The organism is Micromonospora sp. RTP1Z1 (assembly GCF_033804685.1).
Taxonomy (GTDB): Bacteria; Actinomycetota; Actinomycetes; order Mycobacteriales; family Micromonosporaceae; genus Micromonospora.
In genome coordinates this window covers 36,839-58,816 of sequence record NZ_JAPFQV010000041.1, presented here as the reverse complement: position 1 = coordinate 58,816, position 21,978 = coordinate 36,839, and the positions used below count along the sequence as shown (strand labels likewise).

Genomic DNA, 21,978 nt, shown 5'->3' with positions numbered 1-21,978 from the left:
CTACCGCATCAGCGTCGACAACCTCGCCGACTGGATCGCCACCCGCGGCTACACCACCTCCTGACCCACCCCACAGCACCAACCACGACAGGGCCGACCCCCAACCGGGGGCCGGCCCTGTCGTCGTCGCCACCGTGCGCATGTCGGGCCCGCAAACCGCAGCCGATCAGGAAGCGGGCGGCCGGCGGGGACACCCGCACCGTCAGACCGGGTCGGTCAGGCGGGCGCGTCGCCCTCGGCGAGCACGGCCAGGAGTTGGTCACCGTACTTCGCCAGCTTGTTCTCGCCGACGCCGTTGATCCGGGACAGCTCGGCCAGCGAGGCCGGCGCGTCGGTGGCGATCTGCCGCAGGGTGGCGTCGTGGAAGATCACGTACGCGGGCACGCCCTGCTCCTTCGCGGTGGCCGCCCGCCACGCGCGCAGCCGCTCGAAGACCGTCGTGGCGACCGGGTCAAGCTCGGCGACCACGGTGGCGGCACCGCGCGGTTTCGCCGACCGGCTGGATGCCGGCTTCTCCGGCTCGCGGCGCATGGTCACGGTGCGCCGGCGGCCCAGCACCTCGGCGCTCGCCTCGGTCAGCGTCAGCGTGCCGTAGTCGCCCTCGACGGCGAGCAGGCCCTCGGCGAGCAACTGCCGGACCACGCCTCGCCACTCGGCCTCGCGCAGTTCGGTGCCGATGCCGAAGACGGTCAGCGAGTCGTGGCCGTGCTGGGTGATCTTGTCGGTCTGCTTGCCGAGCAGGATGTCGACGCAGTGGCCGGCGCCGAACCGCTGGTTGCGTTCCCGGTCGAGCCGGACGACGGTGGAGAGCAGCTTCTGCGCGGCGACCGTGCCGTCCCACGACTCGGGCGGGTTGAGGCAGGTGTCGCAGTTGCCGCAGGCTGCCGTCGCCGGCTCGCCGAAGTACTCCAGGAGCTGGACCCGGCGACACCGGACCGTCTCGCAGAGCGCGAGCATCGCGCCCAGGTGAGCGGCGAGGTTGCGGCGGTGCGCGAGGTCGCCCTCCGACGTCTCGATCATTTTCCGCTGCTGGACGACGTCCTGGAGCCCGTACGCCAGCCAGGCCGTGGACGGCAGGCCGTCCCGGCCGGCGCGGCCGGTCTCCTGGTAGTAGCCCTCGACGGACTTCGGCAGGTCGAGGTGGGCGACGAAGCGGACGTCCGGCTTGTCGATGCCCATCCCGAAGGCGATCGTGGCCACCATGACCAGGCCGTCCTCGCGTAGGAAGCGCTGCTGGTTGGCGGCGCGGGTCGCCGCGTCCAGGCCGGCGTGGTACGGCAGCGCGGGGATGCCGTTCTGCACCAGGAACTCGGCCGTCTTGTCCACCGAAGCGCGGGAGAGGCAGTAGACGATGCCCGCGTCGCCCGGGTGCTCGTCGCGGAGCAGGCTCAGCAACTGCTTGCGCGGCTCCCGCTTCGGGACGATCCGATACTGGATGTTGGGGCGGTCGAAGCTGGCCACGAAGTGCCGGGCGTCGGTGAGATTCAGCCGGGTCGCGATCTCGGCGCGGGTGGCGTTGGTCGCGGTGGCGGTCAGCGCTATCCGCGGCACCCCCGGCCACCGTTCGTGCAGCATCGAGAGGTTGAGGTAGTCCGGGCGGAAGTCGTGCCCCCACTGCGACACGCAGTGTGCCTCGTCGATCGCGAAGAGCGCGATGGCGCCGCGTTCCAGCAAGTGGAGGGTGGATCGGACGGCCAGTCCCTCGGGGGCCAGGTAGAGCAGGTCCAGCTCGCCGGCGACGAACGCCGCCTCCACCCGCCGCCGCTCGGCCGGGGCCTGCGTCGAGTTGAGGAAGCCGGCCCGGACGCCGACCGCGGTGAGCGCGTCGACCTGGTCCTGCATGAGGGCGATCAGCGGCGAGACGACGACCGCGACACCGTCCCGGACCAGCGCGGGGATCTGGTAGCAGAGCGACTTGCCGCCACCGGTCGGCATCAGCACCAGCGCATCGCCGCCGGCCACCACGTGGTCGACGACCTCCTGCTGGCAGCCGCGGAAGGCGTCGTAGCCGAACACCCGCCGGAGCACCCGCAGCGCGTCCTCGGTCCGCAGACCCGTGGGGGAGACCATCCGCGCAGTCTACGAGCGTCCCCCGACACGCCGGCCGACGCCGGGCCGCGCGCGGGTCGGGGCAGCGACGCGCGGGCGGGCCGCGGCCAGTCGCCCGTTTTCGGGCCGGAACCGGACAAGCAGGTGTTCCGGTCGTCACCCCATGGAATCCCGGGCGGGGTCTCAGCCGTTAGAGTCGCTGATTGACCACGCGCGGCCGACCGGGCCGCGGCGCCACGGCTTGGGGGTAGTGGGTGAGCGAGGCGCGGACGACGGGGGACCTGGTGCCGGCGGACATGGCGTCGGCGGTCGGGCAGCCGGCGCCGACCGAGGCGGAGACCAGCCTGGTGGTGGTGACCGGCCTCTCCGGCGGCGGGCGGAGCACCGTGGCCCGGGCGCTGGAGAACGTTCGTTACTACGTGGTCGACAACCTGCCCCAGGCGTTGATGCTGGACATGGCGGAGTTGGCGTTCAAGGCCGGCGGCGCCGCCCGGCGTACCGCGATGGTGCTGGACGTCCGCTCGCGCGCCTTCTCCACCGACCTGGCCGGGGCGATCCGGGAACTCAAGGACCGCGGCTTCTCGCCGCGGGTGGTCTTCGTCGACGCCGACGACGAGGTGTTGATCCGCCGGTTCGAGAGCGTCCGGCGCTCGCACCCGTTGCAGGGTGAGGGGCGGCTGGCCGACGGCATCGCCGTCGAGCGCGCCCTGCTTGAGGAGGCCCGCGACCAGGCCGACGTGATCATCGACACCAGCCACCTCAATGTCAACCAGCTCCGGCGGCGGGTGGAGGAGCTCTTCGGCGGTGAGGACGCCCGCCGGCTGCGGATCACCGTGCTCTCCTTCGGATTCAAGTACGGGCTGCCGCCCGACGCCGACTTCGTGATGGACGCCAGGTTCCTGCCCAACCCGTACTGGGTGCCGGAGTTGCGGGAGCACACCGGGCGGGAGGAGGCGGTCAGCTCGTACGTGCTGGGCCAGGAGGGGGCGGACGCCTTCGTGGCCGGGTACTCCGACCTGGTCAACGCCACCACCGCCGGGTTCGAACGCGAGGGCAAGCGCTACCTGACCGTCGCCGTGGGCTGCACCGGCGGCAAGCACCGCAGCGTCGCCATCGCCGAGGAGCTGGCCGACCGGCTGCGCCAGTCCGGCATCGCCGCCAACGCCCAGCACCGGGATCTGGGGCGGGAATGACCCCACTGAAGGTGGTCGCCTTCGGCGGCGGGCATGGCTTGTCGGCTTCCCTGCGGGCGCTGCGGCACTGCGTACCGGAGCTGGACCTGGACATCACCGCGGTGGTCACGGTCGGCGACGACGGCGGCTCCAGCGGCCGGCTGCGCGCCGAGCGCGGTGGACTGCCCCCGGGCGACCTGCGGCAGGCCCTGGTCGCGCTGGCCGGTGACCACCCGGCCACCCGGCGCAGCGCCGGTCTCTTCCAGCACCGCTTCGCCGCCACGGACGCCGGCCGGGCGTTCGGCGCGGACCCCGCCCCGACCACCGCGGCGCACGGCGGGGGAGTGGCCGGCGCGGCGGCGGACCCGCTGGCCGGGCACGCGGTCGGCAACCTGATCCTCTGCGGCCTGACGGAGCTGCTCGGCGACCCGGTCGCCGCGCTCGACCACGCCGGCGCCATGCTCGGCGCGGTCGGCCGGGTGCTGCCGATGTCCCGCCAACCGGTCGGCATCGAGGCCCGGGTGCGCGGCGCCGACCACCCCGACGAGGTACGCACGGTGCGCGGCCAGCACCAGGTGGCGGTCACCAGCGGCCGGGTCGAGTCGCTCCGGCTCACCCCGGCCGCGCCGGCCGCCTGCGCGGAGGCCGTGGCCGCGGTGTCCGAGGCCGACTGGCTGATCTTCGGGCCTGGCAGCTGGTACACCAGCGTGCTGCCGCACCTGCTGGTGCCGGGGCTGGCCCACGCGATCGTGTCGAGCCCGGCCCGGCGGCTGGTCACCCTCAACCTGGTGGCCGAGAAGGAGACCCTCGGGCTCTCCCTGGCCGACCATCTGGCCACCCTGCACCGCTATCTGTCCGAGTTGAAGGTGGACGTGGTGCTGGCCGACTCCAAGGCGGTGGGTGATCCCGAACAGGTCGAACGTGCGGCAGAATCGTTGGGTGCCCGGCTGCTCCTCGCTCCCGTCGCCGTCACCGGCGGCCCGCCCCGTCATGATCCGGCCGCCCTGGGCGCCGCGCTGGTGCCTGTCCTGGGCGCCGATCGTTAAGCACGTACGTAATCACCGGCGACACGCCGGTACCGGTCCGTGAGGGGGCGCACTGTGGCGATGACGGCTGGGGTCAAGGACGAGCTGAGTCGGGTCGACGTGCCCAAGCCCTGCTGCCGGCGGGCGGAGATGGCCGCCCTGCTGCGCTTCGCGGGCGGGCTGCACATCGTGTCCGGTCGCGTGGTGGTGGAGGCCGAGCTGGACACCGGCGCGGTGGCCCGGCGGCTGCGTCGGGAGATCGCCGAGGTCTACGGCTACCCGAGCGAGATCCACGTGCTCGCCTCCGGCGGGCTGCGCAAGGGCAGCCATTTCATCGTCCGGGTGGTGAAGGACGGCGAGGCCCTGGCCCGGCAGACCGGTCTGCTCGACGTGCGCGGCCGTCCGGTGCGTGGCCTGCCGCCGCACGTCGTCGCCGCGAACGTCTGCTGCGCGGTCTCCGCGTGGCGCGGCGCGTTCATGGCGCACGGCTCGCTGACCGAGCCGGGCCGCTCCAGCGCCCTTGAGATCACCTGCCCCGGCCCGGAGTCGGCGCTGGCCCTCGTCGGGGCCGCCCGCCGGATCGGCATCGTGGCCAAGAACCGCGAGGTGCGCCAGGTGGACCGGGTGGTGGTCAAGGACGGCGACGCGATCGCCGCGCTGCTCACCCGGATCGGGGCGCACTCCAGCGTGCTGGCCTGGGAGGAGCGGCGGGTCCGCCGGGAGGTCCGGGCGACCGCGAACCGGCTGGCCAACTTCGACGACGCCAACCTGCGTCGGTCCGCCCGCGCCGCGGTTGCCGCGGCCGCCCGGGTGACCCGCGCGCTGGAGATCCTCGCCGAGGACGCACCCAACCACCTGACCTCGGCCGGTCGGCTGCGGCTGGAGCATCGGCAGGCCTCGCTGGAGGAGTTGGGCGCGCTGGCGGAACCGCCGCTGACCAAGGACGCCATCGCCGGGCGGATCCGCCGGCTGCTGGCGCTGGCCGACAAGCGGGCCCGCGACCTGGGCATCCCGGATACGGAAGCGGCCATCACGCCCGACATGCTCGTGGTCTGATAGGACGGTGAGGCGTCAGCATGCGAGCGGGATCACCACCCGGCGCAGCGCGACACCGCACGCTCGGATAAGGTCGCTGCGTACGGCAAGGGAGCCGGCACAGGCATCCCTCGCCGCGTACACCGCCTCGGGCGGTCAGGTCCTTCAGGACCGCGGCGGGGTGGCCGAGATGAACCGTCAACGGCCGGCTCCACCGGTCGGCGAACACACCTCCGCCGGCCCGGGTCTGACGCCGGCGGACCAGAACGCGAGGAGATGGGACCTGTGACCATCCGGGTTGGCATCAACGGCTTCGGCCGGATCGGCCGTAACTTCTTCCGGGCAGTGCTGGCGTCCGGCGCTGACATCGAGGTCGTGGCGGTCAACGACCTGACCGACAACGCGACGCTCGCCCACCTTGTCAAGTACGACAGCATCCTGGGTCGCCTTCCGCACGAGGTGAAGGCCACCGCGGACGAGATCACCGTGGGCGGCAAGACCATCAAGGTGTACGAGGAGAAGGACCCGGGGAAGCTCCCGTGGGGCGACCTCGGCGTGGACGTGGTCATCGAGTCCACCGGTTTCTTCACCGACGCCACCAAGGCGAAGGCGCACGTCGACGGCGGGGCCAAGAAGGTCATCATCTCCGCTCCGGCGAAGAACGAGGACTTCACGGTCGTCATGGGCGTCAACCACGACCAGTACGACCCGGCCAAGCACACCATCATCTCGAACGCCTCCTGCACCACCAACTGCCTCGCCCCGATGGCGAAGGTCCTGCAGGACACGTTCGGCATCCAGCAGGGTCTGATGACCACCATCCACGCGTACACGCAGGACCAGAACCTGCAGGACGCGCCGCACAAGGACCTGCGTCGCGCTCGGGCCGCCGCGCTGAACATCGTCCCGACCTCGACCGGCGCCGCCAAGGCGATCGGCCTGGTGCTGCCGGAACTGAAGGGCAAGCTGGACGGCTACGCGCTGCGGGTGCCGATCCCGACCGGCTCGACCACCGACCTCACCGTGAACGTCAACCGGGAGACCACGGTGGACGAGGTCAACGCCGCGATGAAGGCCGCCGCCGAGGGCCCGCTCAAGGGCATCCTGGTCTACAACGAGGATCCGATCGTCTCCTCGGACATCGTCACCGACCCGGCGTCCTGCATCTTCGACGCCCCGCTGACCAAGGTCGTGGGCAACCAGGTCAAGGTCGTCGGCTGGTACGACAACGAGTGGGGCTACTCCAACCGCCTGGTCGACCTGGTCAAGCTGGTGGGTTCCTCGCTGTGAGCATCCGCAACCTCGACGACCTGCTCGCCGACGGGGTGTCGGGTCGACGCGTGCTGGTACGCGCCGACCTGAACGTCCCGCTCGGCAAGCAGACCGGTCAGATCGCCGACGACGGCCGCATCCGGGCCGTCCTGCCGACGCTGAGCGCGCTCGTGCAGGCAGGCGCCAAGGTGGTCGTCTGCTCCCACCTGGGCCGCCCGAAGGGCGCGCCGGACCCGCAGTTCAGCCTCCGCCCGGTCGCCGGACGGCTCGGCGAGCTGCTCGGCGCGCCGGTGCATTTCGCCGAGGACACCGTCGGCGAGTCCGCCCGGTCCACCGTGGAGGGCCTGGCCGACGGCCAGGTCGCGCTGCTGGAGAACCTGCGGTTCAACAAGGGTGAGACCAGCAAGGACGACGCCGAGCGGGGCGCCTTCGCCGACCAGCTCGCCGCCCTCGGCGACGCGTACGTCGACGACGCCTTCGGCGCCGTGCACCGCAAGCACGCCAGCGTCTTCGACGTGCCGGCCCGGCTGCCGCATGTGGCCGGCCGGCTGGTGCTGCGCGAGGTCGAGGTCCTCTCCAAGCTGACCGGCGAGCCGGAGCGCCCGTACGTGGTGGTCCTCGGTGGTTCCAAGGTCTCCGACAAGCTCGCGGTGATCGAGGCGCTGCTGCCGAAGGTCGACCGGCTGCTCATCGGCGGCGGGATGTGCTTCACCTTCCTCAAGGCCCAGGGCCACGAGGTGGGCAGCTCGCTGCTGGAGGAGGAGATGGTGGAGACCTGCGGCAACCTGCTGGAGCGGTCCGAGGGCAAGATCATGCTCCCGGTCGACGTGGTGGCCGCGACCGCCTTCTCCCCCGACGCCGACCACGACGTCTTCCGTGCCGACGGCATCCCGAGCCACCGGGTCGGGCTGGACATCGGCCCGGAGACGGTCGCCGGCTTCGCCGCCGCCATCAAGGACGCCGCGTGCGGCGAGCCGGGCGGCGCGCGGACGATCTTCTGGAACGGGCCGATGGGTGTGTTCGAGATGCCGGCGTTCGCCAACGGCACCCGCGGGGTGGCCGAGGCGATCGCCAAGGCCGACGCCTTCACCGTGGTCGGTGGCGGTGACTCCGCCGCCGCGGTCCGCGCGCTGGGCCTGGACGAGTCGTCCTTCAGCCACATCTCCACGGGCGGCGGCGCCTCCCTGGAATACCTCGAGGGCAAGACCCTCCCCGGCATCGCGGCGCTGGAGGACTGATGGCGGTCGTCACCCGCCGGCCGCTGATGGCCGGCAACTGGAAGATGAACTTGAACCACCTCGAGGCCAACCTGCTGATGCAGAAGCTGGCCGCGAGCCTGAACGAGAAGCAGCTCACGGAGGTGGAGACGGTGGTTCTGCCGCCCTTCACCGATCTGCGGACCGTGCAGACCGCGGTGGACGGGGACAAGCTGCTGATCGGCTACGGCGGGCAGGACCTGTCGCCGTACCAGTCCGGGGCGTACACCGGGGACATCTCCGGGCCGATGCTGGCCAAGCTGGGCTGCACCTACGTGGTGGTCGGGCACTCCGAGCGGCGTGCCTACCACTACGAGGACGACGCGATCGTCAACGCCAAGGTGGCGGCGGCGCTGGCCAACGGGCTCACCCCGATCCTCTGCATCGGCGAGGGCCTGGAGATCCGGGAGCAGCTCAAGCACGTGCCGCACTGCTGCGACCAGCTGGACGCCGCGCTGAAGGGGTTGACCGCGGAGCAGGTCACCAAGGTCGTCGTCGCGTACGAGCCGGTCTGGGCGATCGGCACGGGCAAGACGGCCACGCCGGAGGACGCCCAGGAGGTGTGCGGCGAGGTCCGCAAGCGCCTGGTGCAGACTTTCGACGGCAGCACCGCGCAGCAGGTCCGTATCCTCTACGGCGGGTCGGTCAAGGCGTCGAACGTCGCCGCGATCATGGCCCAGCCGGACGTGGACGGGGCCCTGGTGGGCGGGGCGAGCCTGGACGCCGAGGAATTCGCGCAGATCTGCCGGTTCCCGGAGCACGTCGCCCGCTGACGGCTCGCTATTCTTGACTCCGCCCGTCCGCCGGCCGGTGCCGCGTGCCCGACCTGCCCGGGCAGATGATCGCTACGAGAGGACTGACCCCAGCCATGCCGATCGCGTTCGCGTACACGTTGATCGTGTTGTTGATCATCACGAGCATCCTGCTGACCCTGCTGATCCTGCTGCACCGAGGTAAGGGCGGCGGGTTGTCGAGCATGTTCGGCGGCGGCGTCAGCTCCAGCCTGGCCGGCTCCTCCGTGGCCGAGAAGAACCTCGACCGTTACACCGTTCTGGTGGGGATCGTCTGGTTCGCGTGCATCGTCGGGATCGGCCTCTGGCTGCGACTGCAGATGAGCAGCGGGTCCTGAGCGAGCCCATCTGGTCGTACAATCTGCGCGCGGTCCGTCACGGCGGGCCGCGCGCGGTTCTTTGTCCGCCGCACCGCGTCGCCGCCGCCCATACGAGCGGCGGTCCCCCGACGACGACAGGAGCGAGCAGCCGTGCCGAGTGGCAACGTCATCCGTGGCGCAAGGCTCGGGTTCACCCCCGGGCGACCGACTGAGCGGTCCGTACCGGCCCCGCGCCGGGCGGTCGCCTACTGGTGCCGCAACGACCACCAGGTCGAGATCCTGATCGCCGCGGAGGCGGAGGCGCCGCCGGTCTGGGACTGCCCGCGCTGCGGCCAGCCGGCCGGCCCGGACGCGCAGAACCCGCCGGGTCGGGCCCGGGCCGAGCGCTACAAGTCGCACCTGGCGTACGTGAAGGAGCGGCGCACCCCCGAGCAGGGCGAGGCGATCCTCGCCGAGGCCCTGGCCGCGCTGCGCCGGCGTCGCGGCCGGGCCTGACAGCCGGAAGCCCCGGTCCCAGCGGGACCGGGGCTCACCGTTCGTCGTTCAGCGCAGGCTGCGCAGCCGGGGCGGCACCTCGGCCGCCGCGGCCCGGTCCAGCAACCAGAGGGTACGACCGACGCCGTGCACGCCGGCCGCGGGCAGCTGCATCGGCCCCGCCCCGGCCAGTGCCATGCTCACCGCCCGGGACTTGTCGGCCCCGCTGGCCACCAGCCAGACCTCCTCGGCGGTGTTGATCGCCGGCAGGGTGAGCGTGGTCCGCACCGGCGGCGGCTTGGGGCTGCCCCGGACGGCGCTGACCGGCCGGTTGTCGTGGTGCACCGGGTGCTCCGGGAAGACCGAGGCCACGTGCCCGTCCTCCCCGACGCCGAGCATCAGCACGTCGAAGTGGGGGAGCGCGGCGTGCCCCGGCCGGGCCGCCCGGGCCAGCTCCTCGGCGTACCGGGCGGCGGCCGCCTCCGGGTCGTTGCCCGCCGGCCCGTCGGAGGCCGGCATCGGGTGGATTCGAGCTGGGTCCAGCGGCACCACGTCCAGCAGCGCGGCCCGGGCCTGGGTCTCGTTGCGCTCCGGGTCGCCGGCCGGCAGGAACCGCTCGTCGCCCCACCAGACGTCGACCCGGGACCAGTCGACGGCGTCCCGGGCCGGCAGCGCCGCCACTGCCCGGTACACCGCCGCGGCGATCCGCCCGCCGGTCAGCACCACCGACGCCTGGCCCCGGTCCGCCTGCGCGTCCAGCAGCTTCACCACCAACCGGGCCGCCACCGCCTGCGCCAGCAGGTCGGCGTCGGCGTGTACGGCGACACTCGCCTCACTCATTCGTCGTGCCTCGCGTTCTGACCGCGTCCGCGGTCACCTGTGCTCTGCGACCGCCGAGCGGTCCCCGTCTGCGACCGCCGCGCGGGCGTCCATGCCGGCCGGCCGCCACCGTCGCGGCCCGCCCGCTCAATGGTTGGCGGTCGTGCCGGCGTGCGCGGTGACCCCGGCCTCGGCCCGCTGGGCGGTCGCCGGATCCGTCCACACGTGCACCCGGTTGCCGGGACGCTGGTCCAGGCCGGTGAGGCCGGCCGTCGCGCCGAGCGCCTCGGCGTACACCTGGTCGGCGTCGAGCCGGCGCAGCTCCTCGGCCAGCTCGTCGCCGAGCGGCCGGCGGACCAGCGGAAGGGTCCGGTCCACCTGCCCGGTACGCCGGAAGGTGGCGACGCTGTCCTCCCGGGTGAGCGTCAGCTCGTCGCCGTTGGCGCAGCGCAGCTGCACCTCCCGCATCCGGGGATACTCGTCGGTGTGCTCCCACACCGGGTCGATGCCGAGCCGGGCGGCCAGCCAGCCGCGCATCAGCGCCGCCGTCGGGTCCGTGCGCGGCGCGACGACCGTCGCCGCGTTGACCTGGGCCTGGGTGGTGTCGAACGCCCCGGCGACCAGCGTGCGCCACGGGGTGATCCGGGTCCATGCCAGGTCGGTGTCGCCGGGGACGTAGTCCCGGGCCCGCTGCCGGATCGCCTCGATCGGGTCACTGGCCTGTGCGGCGTCGGTGATCCGCCGGTCCGCGACCACGCCCAGGAAATCGGTGGCGATCTCGACCGGCGGGTCGGCGTGCCACCAGGTGACCACCGGCACGTCAGGCACCAGGAGCGGCATCACCACCGACTCGGCGTGCAGGGCGAGCCGGCCGTACATCCGGGTCACCACCGCCTCGCACGGGCCGAGCCGGCCGCCGACGACGATCTCCGCGTCCAGCCGGTTGCGTTCCCGGTCGACGTCCGAGCGGACCACCACCACGATCCGGCACGGGTGGGCGGCGGCGGCGATCGTCGCCGCCGCCTCCGCCTCGCGGACCCGCTTCTCGTCCACCACCACGACCAGAGTGAGCGCCATGCCGCTGGCCACCCCGCCGGCGCTGCGCCGCTCCGCGGCGAGCGCCTTGACCACCTCGTTGCCGGTGGTGTCCCACAGCCCGATCAATGGAGCCTCCTGGTTCCGTCGCTGTGCTCGCTCACGCCCGCCGCCATGACCGGCCCTCGCGGGCCAGCATCTCGTCGGCCGCCCGCGGTCCCCACTCGCCGGCCCGGTACGGCTCCGGCTTCGTACTCGCCCAGGCGTGCTCCAGCGGGTCCACCACCTGCCAGCTCTGCTCGACCTCGGCGGCGTCCGGGAAGAGCGTCCGGTCGCCGATCAGGACGTCCAGCACCAGCCGCTCGTACGCCTCGGGGCTGGACTCGGTGAACGCCTCGCCGTACTGGAAGTCCATCGCGATGTCGCGGACCTCCATGGTGGTGCCGGGCACCTTGGAGCCGAACTTCAACACCACGCCCTCGTCCGGCTGGACCCGGATGACGAGCTGGTTGTTGCCGAGCGACTCCATGTCCGCCGCGTTGAACGGCAGGTGCGGCGCCTTCTTGAACATGATGGCCACCTCGGTGACCCGCCGGGGCAGCCGCTTGCCGGCCCGGATGTAGAAGGGCACCTCCGCCCAGCGGCGGTTCTGGATGCCGAGCCGGACGGCCACGTAGGTCTCCGTGGTGGAGTCCGGCGGGACACCCTCCTCCTCGAGGTAGCCCACCGCGCGCTCGCCGCCGACCCAGCCGGGCAGGTACTGCCCGCGGACGGTGTCCCGGGCGACGTCCTTCGGCACGGTGATCGCCTTGAGCACCTTGAGCTTCTCGGTCCGGATCTCGTCGGCGTCGAAGCTGGTCGGTTCCTCCATCGCCACCAGCGCGAGGAGCTGGAGCAGGTGGTTCTGGAGCACGTCGCGGGCGGTGCCGACGGTGTCGTAGAAGCCGGCGCGGGTGCCGATGCCGACGTCCTCGGCCATGGTGATCTGCACCGAGTCGACGTACTTGGAGTTCCACAGCGGCTCGAACAGGTTGTTCGCGAACCGGAGGGCGAGGATGTTCTGGACTGTCTCCTTGCCCAGGTAGTGGTCGATCCGGAAGACGTCCTGGCGGGTGAAGACGTCGTCGACCAGCTCGTTGAGCGCCTTTGCCGAGGGCAGGTCGTTGCCGAACGGCTTCTCCACCACCACCCGCCGCCAGCCGCCGGACTTGGCGTTGTCCGCCATGCCGGTGCGGGCCAGCTGCTTGAGCACCACCGGGAAGGCCGCCGGGGGGATGGAGAAGTAGAAGGCGGCGTTGCCCGTGATGCCGTGGGTGTCGCGCAGCTCGTCCAGGGTCGCGGCGAGGTGGTCGAACGCGGCGTCGTCGTCGAACGAGCCGCCGACGAACTTGATGTTGCCTTCGAGCCGCGCCCACACCTCCTCCCGCCACGGGGTCCGGGCGTGCTTCTTCGCCGCCTCGTGGGCCAGCGACTCGAAGTCGCCGTCGCCCCAGTCGCGCCGGGCGAAGCCCAGGACCACGAAACCGGGTGGCAGCAGGCCCCGGTTGGCCAGGTCGTAGACCGCCGGCAGCAGCTTCTTGCGGGCCAGGTCCCCGGTCACCCCGAAGATCACCAGGGCGCACGGCTCCGGGATCCGGGGCAGCCGCCGGTCCTGTGCGTCGCGCAGCGGATTCACGCCGCCTCCTCGCTCCGCTGTGTTCACGTCATTCATCGTCACGTCCGTGTCCGTCCGGCCGCATCCAACAGCTGGGCGACGCCCGCCGCCCGCTCGGTCAGGTGCAGTCGTAGCACCGGTCGCTCCCGGACGGCCAGGGCCTGCCGGTCGCCGGCGGCCTGGGCCGCCTGAAGCTCCCCGAAGGTGTACGGGCGGCCCGGCACCGGCAGATCATCGGTGACCGCGCCGGTCACCTGAAGGTAGCTGCCGAGCTGCGGGCCGCCCTTGTGGTACTGCCCGGTCGAGTGCAGGTAGCGCGGCCCCCACCCGAAGGTCACCGTGCGGCCGGCCGCCTCCGCGAGCAGCGGGCGCAGCCCGGCAATCGCCGCGTCGGCGTGCCGGTCCAGGTACCCCAGTACCGCCAGGTACCCGTCGTCGCCCAGCCCGTCGAGCAGCCACCGGAGCACGCCGGCCAGGTCGCCCGGGGCGGCCGGCGGCGCGTACACCTCGATGGCGCCCTCGACGAACGACCGCGTTTCCGCCGGCGGACCCGAGGCGAGGATCCGGCTGGTGTTCTCCTTGCTCTCGGCGACGTTAGGCTGGTCGAACGGGTCGACCCCGAGCACCACGCAGGCGATCGCGGTGGCGTACTCCCAGGTCAGGAAGTGCGCGCCGAGCGGGCCGTTGACCGCGACGTCCGGGCTGCCGCCACCGCCGGGCACGTCCCCGGCGGCCAGCGCCCCGCCGTAGGACACGGTCAGCACGTCGGGGCCGGCGGCGCCGGGCGCCCCCGGGGACTCCACCACCACCGGCAGGATGCCGACCCCGGCCTTGCCGGTCGACTCGGCGAGCAGCTGCTCCGCCCAGTCGCCCAGCCCGTCGATGCCGGTGCCGTCACCGACCAGGGCGACCTTGTCGCGGCCGGTGGTGGCGGCCGCGGCCAGGGCCGCCCCCAGGGCCAGGCCCGGGTTGTCCCGGTCCCGGCCCAGCGACCCGCTCAGCGCCTCGGCCTCGTCGAGCAGCTCCGTCACCTCGGCCCCGGCCAGCGCAGCCGGGACCAGGCCGAACGCGGTGAGCGCGGAGTACCGGCCGCCCACCTCGGGGTCGGCGAAGATGGTGACCACGCCCATCTCGGCGGCGGTCTCCGCCAGCGGCGAGCCCGGGTCGGTGACCACCACGAAGTGTCGGGCGGCCTCCGCCTCGGTCATGCCGGCGTCGAGGAAGGCCTGCCAGTAGACGCGCCGGTGGCTGTCGGTCTCCACAGTCGAGCCCGACTTGCTGGAGATCACCACGACGGTCCGCTCCAGCCGGTCGGCCAGCGCCGCCCGTACCTGTCCCGGATCGGTGGTGTCCAGCACGGTCAACGGCCGGCCCAGGGTCCGGGTGATCACCTCGGGGGCGAGCGACGAGCCGCCCATGCCGGCGAGCACCACGTGGTCGAGGTCGGCCAGCTCGGCGGTCAGCTCGGCGAGCTGGGGGAGGAGCTCCCGGCTGCGCCGGTGGGTGTCCAGCCAGCCGAGCCGGACCTTCGCCGTCGCCACGGCCTCCGGGCCCCACAGGGTCGGGTCCTTCGCTGCCAGCGCGGCGGGGAAGCCCCGGGCCACCAGGGCCGCGCGTGCCGACGCGGGCGCGGACCGGTCGACCACGTCCGCGCCGTACACGGCCAGCCCGGCGGACGCGTCCGCCGGGCCGGCCAGCAGGTCGCTCACGTCGTCACCCCGTCGAGGGTGGTGACGGCGTGGCGCGTCCCGGGTCGACCCGGGACGCGTCCGTCGCCGTTCGTCACGCGTTGCCCCCGGCCTGCTCGGCGGCCCGGGCGTTGCCCTTGGCGGCCTTGTTCGGCTCGCCGGTGCCCTTCGCCGCCTCGGCCAGCGACTTCTTCACGCCGTCGAGCAGCTCCAGCCAGCTCGCCTCGAACTTCTCCACGCCCTCACGCTCCAGCGTGACGATCACGTCGGCCATGTCCACGCCGACCGCCTGCAGGTCGTCGAAGACCTTGCGGGCCTCGTCGTACGAGCCGGTGATGGTGTCCCCCTGGACCTCACCGTGGTCGGCGAAGGCGTGGATGACCGACTCCGGCATGGTGTTGACCGTGCCGGGGGCGATCAGCTCCTCGACGTAGATGACGTCCCGGTAGTCCGGGTTCTTCGTCGAGGTGGAGGCCCAGAGCGGGCGCTGCGGGTGGGCGCCGGCGTCGGCGAGGGCCTGCCACCGGTCGGAGCTGAAGACCTCGCAGTAGCGCTCGTACGCCAACTTGGCGTTGGCGATCGCGGCCTTCCCGCGCAGCGCCTTCGCCTGGTCCGAGCCGATCTTCTCCAGCCGCTTGTCCACCTCGGTGTCGACCCGGGAGACGAAGAACGACGCCACCGAGCCGATCTTGGACAGGTCGTGGCCGTTCGCCTTCGCCTGCTCCAGGCCGGCGAGGAACGCCTCCATCACGGCCGAGTAGCGGTCCAGCCCGAAGATCAGGGTCACGTTCACGGTGATCCCCTCGGCCAGCGTGGCGGTGATGGCCGGCAGGCCCGCCTCGGTGGCCGGGATCTTGATGAAGAGGTTCGGCCGGTCGACCAGCCACCAGAGCCCCTTGGCCTCGGCGACCGTCTTCTCGGTCTCGTGGGCCAGCCGCGGGTCCACCTCGATGGAGACCCGGCCGTCGACCCCGGCGCTGGCGTCGTGCGCCGGCCGCATCACGTCGCAGGCCCACCGTACGTCGTACGTGGTGAGCAGGCGGACCGCCTCTTCGACCTGCAGCCCACGGGTGGCGAGGTCCTTGAGCTGCCAGTTGTACTCGTCCGCGTCGCCGAGCGCCTTGGCGAAGATGGTCGGGTTGGACGTCACCCCGACCAGGTGCTTCTCCCGGCGGAGCTGGTCCAGCCCGCCGGAGCTCAGTCGCATTCTCGAAAGATCGTCGAGCCAGATCGCCACACCCGCGGCGCTGAGCTCACCCAGCCTGTCCTTCATGCTGTCCACGCTCCCCTCAGTTGCCGGTCGTAGAACCGGTGATGTCGCCCACCCGGGTCAGCGCCGCGTGCGCGGCCGCCACGATCCGGTCGGGGGTGAACCCGAACTGCTCGAAGAGCACGGTGTGCGGGGCGCTCGCGCCGTAGTGCTCCAGGCTCACGCTCTCGCCGCAGTCGCCGACGATCCCGCGCCAGGACATAGCGATGCCCGCCTCCACGCTCACCCGTGCCTTTACCCCGCGCGGCAGGACCGACTCCCGGTAGGCCTCGTCCTGCTCGTAGAACCACTCCTGGCAGGGCATGGAGACCACCCGGGTCGGCGTGCCGTCGGCCTCCAGCCGCTCCCGGGCGGTGACGCAGAGCTGCACCTCGGAGCCAGTGCCGACGATGATCACCTGCGGCTTGCCGGTGGACGCCTCGGCCAGCACGTAGCCGCCCTTGGCGGTGCCCTCGGCACCGGCCAGCTGCTCCCGGTCCATGGTCGGCAGCGGCTGCCGGCTGAGCGCCAGGGCGGTGGGACGGTCGGTGTGCTCCAGGGCCTGCCGCCACGCCCACGCGGTCTCGTTGGCGTCGGCCGGGCGGACCACGTCCAGGCCGGGGATGGCGCGCAGCGCGGTCAGGTGCTCCACCGGCTGGTGGGTGGGGCCGTCCTCGCCGAGGCCGATCGAGTCGTGCGTCCAGACGTAGGTCACCGGCAGCTTCATCAGCGCGGCGAGCCGGACGGACGGGCGCATGTAGTCGCTGAACACCAGGAACGTGCCGCCGTACGGGCGGGTGCCGCCGTGCAGGGCGATGCCGTTGAGGATCGCGCCCATGGCGTGCTCACGGATGCCGAAGTGCAGGGTGCGGCCGTACTCGTCGCCCGGGAAGTCCTTGGTCGCGTGCTCCGCCGGGATGAAGGACGGCTCGCCCTTCATCGTGGTGTTGTTGCTCTCCGCCAGGTCGGCCGAGCCGCCCCAGAGCTCCGGCAGCACCGGGGCGAGCGCCTCCAGCACCTTGCCGGAGGCGGCTCGGGTGGCGACGCCCTTGGCGTCGGCGGGGAAGGTCGGCAGCGTGTCCGTCCAGCCCTGCGGCAGGACCCGGCCGGCCATCCGGTCGTAGAGCGCCTTGCGCTCGGGGTTGGCCTTGGCCCAGGCGTCGAACGTGCCGGTCCACTCCTGCTGGGCGGCCTCGCCGCGGCGGAGCACCTGCCGGGCGTGGTCGAGGACCTCCTCGTCGACGTCGAAGGTCTTCACCGGGTCGAAGCCGAGGATCTCCTTGGTGGCCTTCACCTCGTCGGCGCCGAGCGCCGAGCCGTGGATCTTGCCGGTGTTCTTCTTGTTGGGCGCGGGCCAGCCGATGATGGTGCGCAGCGCGATGAAGGAGGGGCGGTCGGTCTCGGCCTTCGCCGCCAGCAGCGCCTGGTAGAGCGCCTCGACGTCCTCGTGGTAGTCGCCCTGGTCGGCGTCGCCGCGGCGCCAGTCGACGGTCTGCACGTGCCAGCCGTACGCCTCGTAGCGGGCCGCGACGTCCTCGCTCTTGGCGATCCGGGTGTCGTCCTCGATGGAGATCTCGTTGTCGTCGTAGATCACCGTGAGGTTGCCGAGCTGCTGGTGGCCGGCGAGCGAGCTGACCTCGTGGGAGATTCCCTCCTCGATGTCGCCGTCCGACACGATGCACCAGATGTCGTGGTCGAAGGCCGACTCGCCGCGCTCCGACTCGGGGTCGAGGAGGCCGCGCTCCCGACGGGCCGCCATCGCCATGCCGACGGCGTTGCCCAGGCCCTGGCCGAGCGGGCCGGTGGTGGTCTCCACGCCCGGGGTGTGCCCGTGCTCCGGGTGGCCCGGGGTGAGCGAGCCCCACTGCCGCAGCGACTTGAGGTCGTCCAGGGCCAGCGGATAGCCGGAGAGGAAGAGCTGGATGTAGAGGGTCAGGCTGGAGTGCCCGGCGGAGAGCACGAAGCGGTCCCGGCCGGCCCAGTTCGGGTCGGCCGGGTTGTGCCGGATGACCCGGTTGAAGAGCAGGTACGCCGCCGGGGCGAGGCTCATCGCCGTGCCCGGGTGGCCGTTGCCGGATTTCTCCACGGCGTCCATGGCCAGCACGCGGACCGTGTCGACGGCCCTGCGGTCGAGGTCGGACCAGTTGAGAGCGGGAAGCTCGGGTCGGTTGGCAGCCACGATGGTTGTGCTCCTCGGCAGGTGGGCGGAACCCTCACTGATGACCCTATCGAGCTGCCCTAAACATGCGCCCGGGGATCTGTGCATGCTGGTCTGTACGCGTCCGACCGGATCGGGCGTTCAACGCCGGCTGTGACGCCTCACACCGTTGTCGGGTCGCCCAGGCAGCCAAAACGACGACGCGTAGTGTGTGGGGCGGTGTGTGGACCCGGACGGGTCCGGGCCGACCCGATCTCCCCCCTGCCGACGCCGGAAGGTGGCAATCCGTGAGCATGATCACCGAGCGCCCCGTCAGCAACTCTGCCGGGCAGCCGCCGGTGCGCACGGTGGAGGAGGCGCCGGCGAGCGGCCGGCGGGACGTCCGGGCGGTGCTGTCGGCGTACGTGGCGCTCACCAAGCCGCGGATCGTCGAGCTGCTGCTGGTCACCACCGTGCCGGCGATGATGCTCGCCGACGGCGGCATGCCGTCGCTCTGGCTGGTCGCCGTGGTGCTGGTCGGCGGTTCGCTCGCCGCCGGCGCGGCCAGCGTCCTGAACTGCTACATCGACCGGGACATCGACCAGCTGATGCGGCGCACGAAGCGCCGTCCGCTGCCGGCGCACACCGTGGCGCCCCGCAACGCCCTCGTCTTCGGCCTGGTGCTGGCGGTGGTCTCGGTCGCCCTGATGGCCGTGACGACCAACTGGCTGGCGGCCGGGCTGACCCTGGCCGCGATCGCCTACTACGACCTGGTCTACACGCTCTGGCTCAAGCGGACCACCACCGCCAACACCTTCTGGGGCGGCGCGTGCGGGGCGGCGCCGGTGCTGATCGGCTGGGCCGCGGTGACCGGCTCGCTGGCCCCGGCGGCGTGGGGCCTGTTCGCGGTGGTCTTCTTCTGGCAGATGCCGCACTTCTACGCGCTGGCCATCAAGTACAAGGCCGACTACGCCCGCGCCGGCATCCCGATGCTGCCGGTGGTGGCCTCGGTGCGGCGGGTCAACGCCGAGATCATCATCTTTTCCTGGCTGACCCTGCTCTCCTCGCTGGCCGTCTGGCCGCTGGGGATGAGCCCGATCTACGGGGTAACCGCGCTGGTGGTTGGCGGCATCTTCGTGGTCGAGGCGCACAAGCTGTGCCGGCGCGCGGCGCGCGGCGATGCGGTCAAGCCGATGCGGCTGTTCCACTGGTCGACCACGTACCTCACGATCCTCTTCGCCGCCGTCGCGCTCGACGCGTTGATCTAGGTATTCTCGCCGGAGTCACCGGTGTTGATGGGTGTCCGCACGTCGGAGCCCTCCCAAGAATTTTTTTCGACCTGATTCCGAAGGTCCTAAGGCGGGCAGATTCGGACGATCTCCCCTGTCCGCTTCGCGCCGACTTAGTCGGACACGGCCCGGCGAATTACCTGTGGTCTTCCTTAAACCCGCAGGTAATCGGCATCACAAATTGTTCATCCTTCTCGCACATGCGGGTGGAAGTCTGCTTAGGCTTCGCGTCATGGCAGATGGTTCCGATACGACGCTGACGGCTCAGCAGGCCGCTGGAGAGCAGACCCCCAACGGTCTGGTCTCGGGCATCAAGTCGTTCGCCGCCGGGCACGGCGGCGCGAAGGCGGTCATCGAGTACGTCGGCAAGCGCGGTGCGCGGATCGTCCTCGTGGGTGAGGACGGGGAGTGGGCCGACCAGTTCGCGGACGACACCGTCGTGGCGCGGCAGGCCTGCGCCAAGGCGGGAGTCACCGTCGAGAACGCCTGGGAGCGTGAACTGATGGACCAGATGCGTCCGAGCAACGACCTCTGGCGGTCGATGGGCCGCCGCACGATGGCCCGTTGACAGATAAATTGATCAACCACCAGTCGGCCCGGGGGGAACCCCGGGTCGCTCTCGTCACCTGCACCGAACTCGCCGACCTCGACCCGGACGACCGGCTCGTGCTCGCGCCGCTGACCGCCAGGGGGATCGCCGCCGAGGCGGTGGTCTGGGACGACCCGGCCGTGGACTGGCACGCGTACGACCTGGCGGTGCTCCGTTCGCCATGGGACTACGCGCTGCGCCGCGACGAGTTCGTCGCCTGGGCGGCCAAGGTGCCGGCCCTGGCCAACCCCGCCGAGGTGGTCCGCTGGAACACCGACAAGCGCTACCTGGCCGAGCTCTCCGCCGCCGGCGTGCCCACCGTGCCCACGGCCTGGGTGGCACCCGGGGAGAGCTGGGTCGGCACGGATTCCGGCGAGTACGTCATCAAGCCCGCGGTCAGCGCCGGCAGCCAGGACACCGGCCGGTACGACCTGGCCGACCCGGAGCACCGGGAGCTGGCCGTCGCGCACGTCCGGCGGCTCTCCGACGCGGGCCGGCTGGCCATGGTGCAGCCCTACCTCCAGGCGGTCGACACGGCCGGCGAGACGGCCCTGCTCTTCCTGGCAGGTCCGGACGGGCTCCGGTTCAGTCACGCGATCCGCAAGGGCCCGATGCTGACCGGCCCGGACCGGGGCGTCGACGGGCTCTACAAGATCGAGGACATCACCGCCCGCACGGCCACGCCCGGGCAGTTGGCGGTCGCCGAGCGGGCCCTCGCCGCGGTGCCCGGCGGCTCCGGGCAGCTGCTCTACGCCCGGGTGGACCTCATCCCGGGCCCGGACGGATCGCCCGTCCTGGTGGAGCTGGAGCTCACCGAGCCCTCGCTCTTCGTCGGCCACGCCGACGGTGCCCCCGACCGGCTGGCCGACGCGATCGCCACCCACCTGGCCCGCCCCGCCTGACCGCCTCCGGGTGCGTCTGTCGTCGCTTCAGCGACGACAGACGCACCCGTTTCCCTTCCGTCCCTCCTGTCCGGCGCTCAAGATCCGCGCAAGTTCGCCGAAAGAGTGGCCTCGTCGTGCTCGGAGGCCACTCTTTCGGGGACAGTGTGCGGATCTTGACGCGGCGGGCGGGGCGCCACGGGTGGCGTGGGGTCAGGCGGCGGCGGTGACCGGCTCGGCGGTCCGGACGGTGTCCGGGGTGGCCTGGCGGGGTCGGCGCTCGCGGGTCGACCAGAGCACCCCGAGGGTGGCCAGCAGGACCAGGCAGGAGCCGAGCATGTGCGCGGCGACCAGCACCGCCGGCAGGTGGGTGAAGTACTGCACGAAGCCGATCAGGCCCTGACCCAGCTCCACCGCGACGAGCACCACGGCGGCGCGGGTGGCGCGGGCCGAGCCGGTCGCCCGGAACGCGAAGATCATCGCCACGGAGAGCCCGATTAGCAGGAAGACGGCGTCGGCGTGCACCTGAGCGATCGCCTGCGGGTCCAGGCCGTTGCGCTTGGCGCCGTGGTCACCGGAGTGCGGCCCGCTCCCGGTCACCCAGGTGCCGACCACCAGCACGGCCGCGCCGACGACGGTGGTGAGCAGCGCCAGCGTCCGCAGCGGGCCGGGCACGGTGGCCACCACCGGGCCGTCCGGCTCGACAGTCCGTCGCCAGAGCGCGTACGCGGCCGCGATCACCGCCATCGAGGCGAGGAAGTGCAGCCCGACCACCCACGGGTTCAGATGGGTCCGCACGGTGATCCCGCCGAGCACGATCTGGGCGGGGATGCCCAGGAACACCGCCACCGCCAGCCCCAGCAGCCCCTTGCGCCGGGGACGGTGCGCCAGCACGGCGAGCACGGTGGCCAGCGCGATCACCCCGACCAAGAAGGTGAGCAGCCGGTTACCGAACTCGATCACCCCGTGCACGCCCATCTCGGCCGTCACCACGTACGACCCGTCGGTGCACCGGGGCCAGGTGGGGCAGCCGAGGCCGGAGGCGGTGAGCCGGACGGCCCCGCCGGTGACCACGATCGCGACGTTCGCGATGATCGAGGCATACGCGAGGCGGCGCAGCAGGGTGATCGAGACCGGGAACCGGTCGAGCAGTCGGCGTAGCGCGGCGGGTGCCGGGAACCGGACGGAAGGCTTCACGGAGCGAATCCTACGCACCGTAGTTGACCCCGATCAGGTGACTCGG

Annotated in this window: 19 protein-coding genes; 11 read left to right on the top strand and 8 right to left on the bottom strand. The window is 72.2% G+C overall.

What is annotated here, in order from left to right:
* Positions 1-216: 216 nt before the first annotated feature.
* On the bottom strand, positions 217-2,070 hold the full coding sequence (recQ, locus tag SLP03_RS20500) for a DNA helicase RecQ (RefSeq protein WP_319462228.1): 1,854 nt from the start codon (positions 2,068-2,070) through the stop codon (positions 217-219).
* Between the two features lie 275 nt (positions 2,071-2,345).
* Here recQ and rapZ point away from each other — a divergent pair, with 275 nt between their 5' ends.
* The 8 genes from rapZ to SLP03_RS20460 all read left to right on the top strand — a co-directional run bounded on the left by rapZ (position 2,346) and on the right by SLP03_RS20460 (position 9,415).
* A complete protein-coding gene (rapZ, locus tag SLP03_RS20495; RefSeq protein ID WP_319462232.1) occupies positions 2,346-3,242 on the top strand; it encodes an RNase adapter RapZ in 897 nt (298 codons plus the stop codon).
* Positions 3,239-4,267, top strand: coding sequence for a gluconeogenesis factor YvcK family protein (locus SLP03_RS20490; protein WP_319462227.1), 1,029 nt, complete (start codon positions 3,239-3,241; stop codon positions 4,265-4,267). The genes rapZ and SLP03_RS20490 overlap by 4 nt, the downstream gene beginning before the upstream one ends.
* Before the next feature lie 54 nt (positions 4,268-4,321).
* On the top strand, positions 4,322-5,302 hold the full coding sequence (gene whiA / locus SLP03_RS20485) for a DNA-binding protein WhiA (protein WP_319462226.1): 981 nt from the start codon (positions 4,322-4,324) through the stop codon (positions 5,300-5,302).
* Between the two features lie 264 nt (positions 5,303-5,566).
* The gene (gap, locus tag SLP03_RS20480) at positions 5,567-6,571 is read left to right on the top strand and encodes a type I glyceraldehyde-3-phosphate dehydrogenase (protein WP_319462225.1); all 1,005 of its coding nucleotides are present in this window, start codon (positions 5,567-5,569) and stop codon (positions 6,569-6,571) included.
* A complete protein-coding gene (locus SLP03_RS20475; protein WP_319462224.1) occupies positions 6,568-7,791 on the top strand; it encodes a phosphoglycerate kinase in 1,224 nt (407 codons plus the stop codon). Before gap ends, SLP03_RS20475 begins: the two co-directional genes overlap by 4 nt.
* Positions 7,791-8,582: a triose-phosphate isomerase gene (tpiA, locus tag SLP03_RS20470; protein ID WP_319462223.1), complete on the top strand. Its 792-nt coding sequence runs from the start codon at positions 7,791-7,793 to the stop codon at positions 8,580-8,582. Before SLP03_RS20475 ends, tpiA begins: the two co-directional genes overlap by 1 nt.
* Positions 8,583-8,677: 95 nt before the next feature.
* On the top strand, positions 8,678-8,938 hold the full coding sequence (gene secG / locus SLP03_RS20465) for a preprotein translocase subunit SecG (RefSeq protein ID WP_109805976.1): 261 nt from the start codon (positions 8,678-8,680) through the stop codon (positions 8,936-8,938).
* 132 nt (positions 8,939-9,070) lie between these two features.
* A complete protein-coding gene (locus SLP03_RS20460; protein WP_319462222.1) occupies positions 9,071-9,415 on the top strand; it encodes an RNA polymerase-binding protein RbpA in 345 nt (114 codons plus the stop codon).
* Between the two features lie 48 nt (positions 9,416-9,463).
* On the opposite strand, the gene pgl is transcribed toward SLP03_RS20460, so the two are convergent.
* The 6 genes from pgl to tkt form a co-directional block, all read right to left on the bottom strand.
* The gene (gene pgl, locus SLP03_RS20455) at positions 9,464-10,234 is read right to left on the bottom strand and encodes a 6-phosphogluconolactonase (protein WP_319462221.1); all 771 of its coding nucleotides are present in this window, start codon (positions 10,232-10,234) and stop codon (positions 9,464-9,466) included.
* A gap of 126 nt (positions 10,235-10,360) precedes the next feature.
* Positions 10,361-11,377: a glucose-6-phosphate dehydrogenase assembly protein OpcA gene (locus tag SLP03_RS20450; RefSeq protein ID WP_319462220.1), complete on the bottom strand. Its 1,017-nt coding sequence runs from the start codon at positions 11,375-11,377 to the stop codon at positions 10,361-10,363.
* A gap of 31 nt (positions 11,378-11,408) precedes the next feature.
* A complete protein-coding gene (gene zwf / locus SLP03_RS20445; protein ID WP_319462219.1) occupies positions 11,409-12,959 on the bottom strand; it encodes a glucose-6-phosphate dehydrogenase in 1,551 nt (516 codons plus the stop codon).
* Positions 12,960-12,961: 2 nt separating this feature from the next.
* Complete coding sequence (locus SLP03_RS20440) at positions 12,962-14,611, bottom strand: glucose-6-phosphate isomerase (RefSeq protein ID WP_319462218.1); 1,650 nt, start codon at positions 14,609-14,611, stop codon at positions 12,962-12,964.
* 73 nt (positions 14,612-14,684) lie between these two features.
* Positions 14,685-15,863, bottom strand: coding sequence for a transaldolase (tal, locus tag SLP03_RS20435; protein WP_319462217.1), 1,179 nt, complete (start codon positions 15,861-15,863; stop codon positions 14,685-14,687).
* A 16-nt stretch (positions 15,864-15,879) separates the two neighbouring features.
* Positions 15,880-18,018: a transketolase gene (gene tkt, locus SLP03_RS20430; protein WP_319462216.1), complete on the bottom strand. Its 2,139-nt coding sequence runs from the start codon at positions 18,016-18,018 to the stop codon at positions 15,880-15,882.
* 266 nt (positions 18,019-18,284) lie between these two features.
* Here tkt and SLP03_RS20425 point away from each other — a divergent pair, with 266 nt between their 5' ends.
* The 3 genes from SLP03_RS20425 to SLP03_RS20415 all read left to right on the top strand — a co-directional run bounded on the left by SLP03_RS20425 (position 18,285) and on the right by SLP03_RS20415 (position 20,756).
* Positions 18,285-19,244: a heme o synthase gene (locus tag SLP03_RS20425; RefSeq protein ID WP_319462215.1), complete on the top strand. Its 960-nt coding sequence runs from the start codon at positions 18,285-18,287 to the stop codon at positions 19,242-19,244.
* Between the two features lie 253 nt (positions 19,245-19,497).
* Positions 19,498-19,833 (top strand): hypothetical protein, encoded by a 336-nt coding sequence (locus tag SLP03_RS20420; RefSeq protein ID WP_319462214.1) that lies wholly within the window; start codon positions 19,498-19,500, stop codon positions 19,831-19,833.
* On the top strand, positions 19,830-20,756 hold the full coding sequence (locus tag SLP03_RS20415) for a hypothetical protein (protein ID WP_319462213.1): 927 nt from the start codon (positions 19,830-19,832) through the stop codon (positions 20,754-20,756). The genes SLP03_RS20420 and SLP03_RS20415 overlap by 4 nt, the downstream gene beginning before the upstream one ends.
* Positions 20,757-20,948: 192 nt before the next feature.
* On the opposite strand, the gene SLP03_RS20410 is transcribed toward SLP03_RS20415, so the two are convergent.
* Complete coding sequence (locus tag SLP03_RS20410; protein WP_319462212.1) at positions 20,949-21,932, bottom strand: COX15/CtaA family protein; 984 nt, start codon at positions 21,930-21,932, stop codon at positions 20,949-20,951.
* Positions 21,933-21,978 lie beyond the last annotated feature (46 nt).

Bases quoted from the DNA above. Each gene is read 5' to 3' on its own strand.
- tpiA (WP_319462223.1), top strand. From the start codon at position 7,791: ATGGCGGTCGTCACCCGCCGGCCGCTGATGGCCGGCAACTGGAAGATG.
- rapZ (WP_319462232.1), top strand. From the start codon at position 2,346: ATGGCGTCGGCGGTCGGGCAGCCGGCGCCGACCGAGGCGGAGACCAGC.
- secG (WP_109805976.1), top strand. From the start codon at position 8,678: ATGCCGATCGCGTTCGCGTACACGTTGATCGTGTTGTTGATCATCACG.
- tal (WP_319462217.1), bottom strand. From the start codon at position 15,863: ATGAAGGACAGGCTGGGTGAGCTCAGCGCCGCGGGTGTGGCGATCTGG.
- zwf (WP_319462219.1), bottom strand. From the start codon at position 12,959: ATGAATGACGTGAACACAGCGGAGCGAGGAGGCGGCGTGAATCCGCTG.
- SLP03_RS20490 (WP_319462227.1), top strand. From the start codon at position 3,239: ATGACCCCACTGAAGGTGGTCGCCTTCGGCGGCGGGCATGGCTTGTCG.
- SLP03_RS20420 (WP_319462214.1), top strand. From the start codon at position 19,498: ATGGCAGATGGTTCCGATACGACGCTGACGGCTCAGCAGGCCGCTGGA.
- pgl (WP_319462221.1), bottom strand. From the start codon at position 10,234: ATGAGTGAGGCGAGTGTCGCCGTACACGCCGACGCCGACCTGCTGGCG.
- recQ (WP_319462228.1), bottom strand. From the start codon at position 2,070: ATGGTCTCCCCCACGGGTCTGCGGACCGAGGACGCGCTGCGGGTGCTC.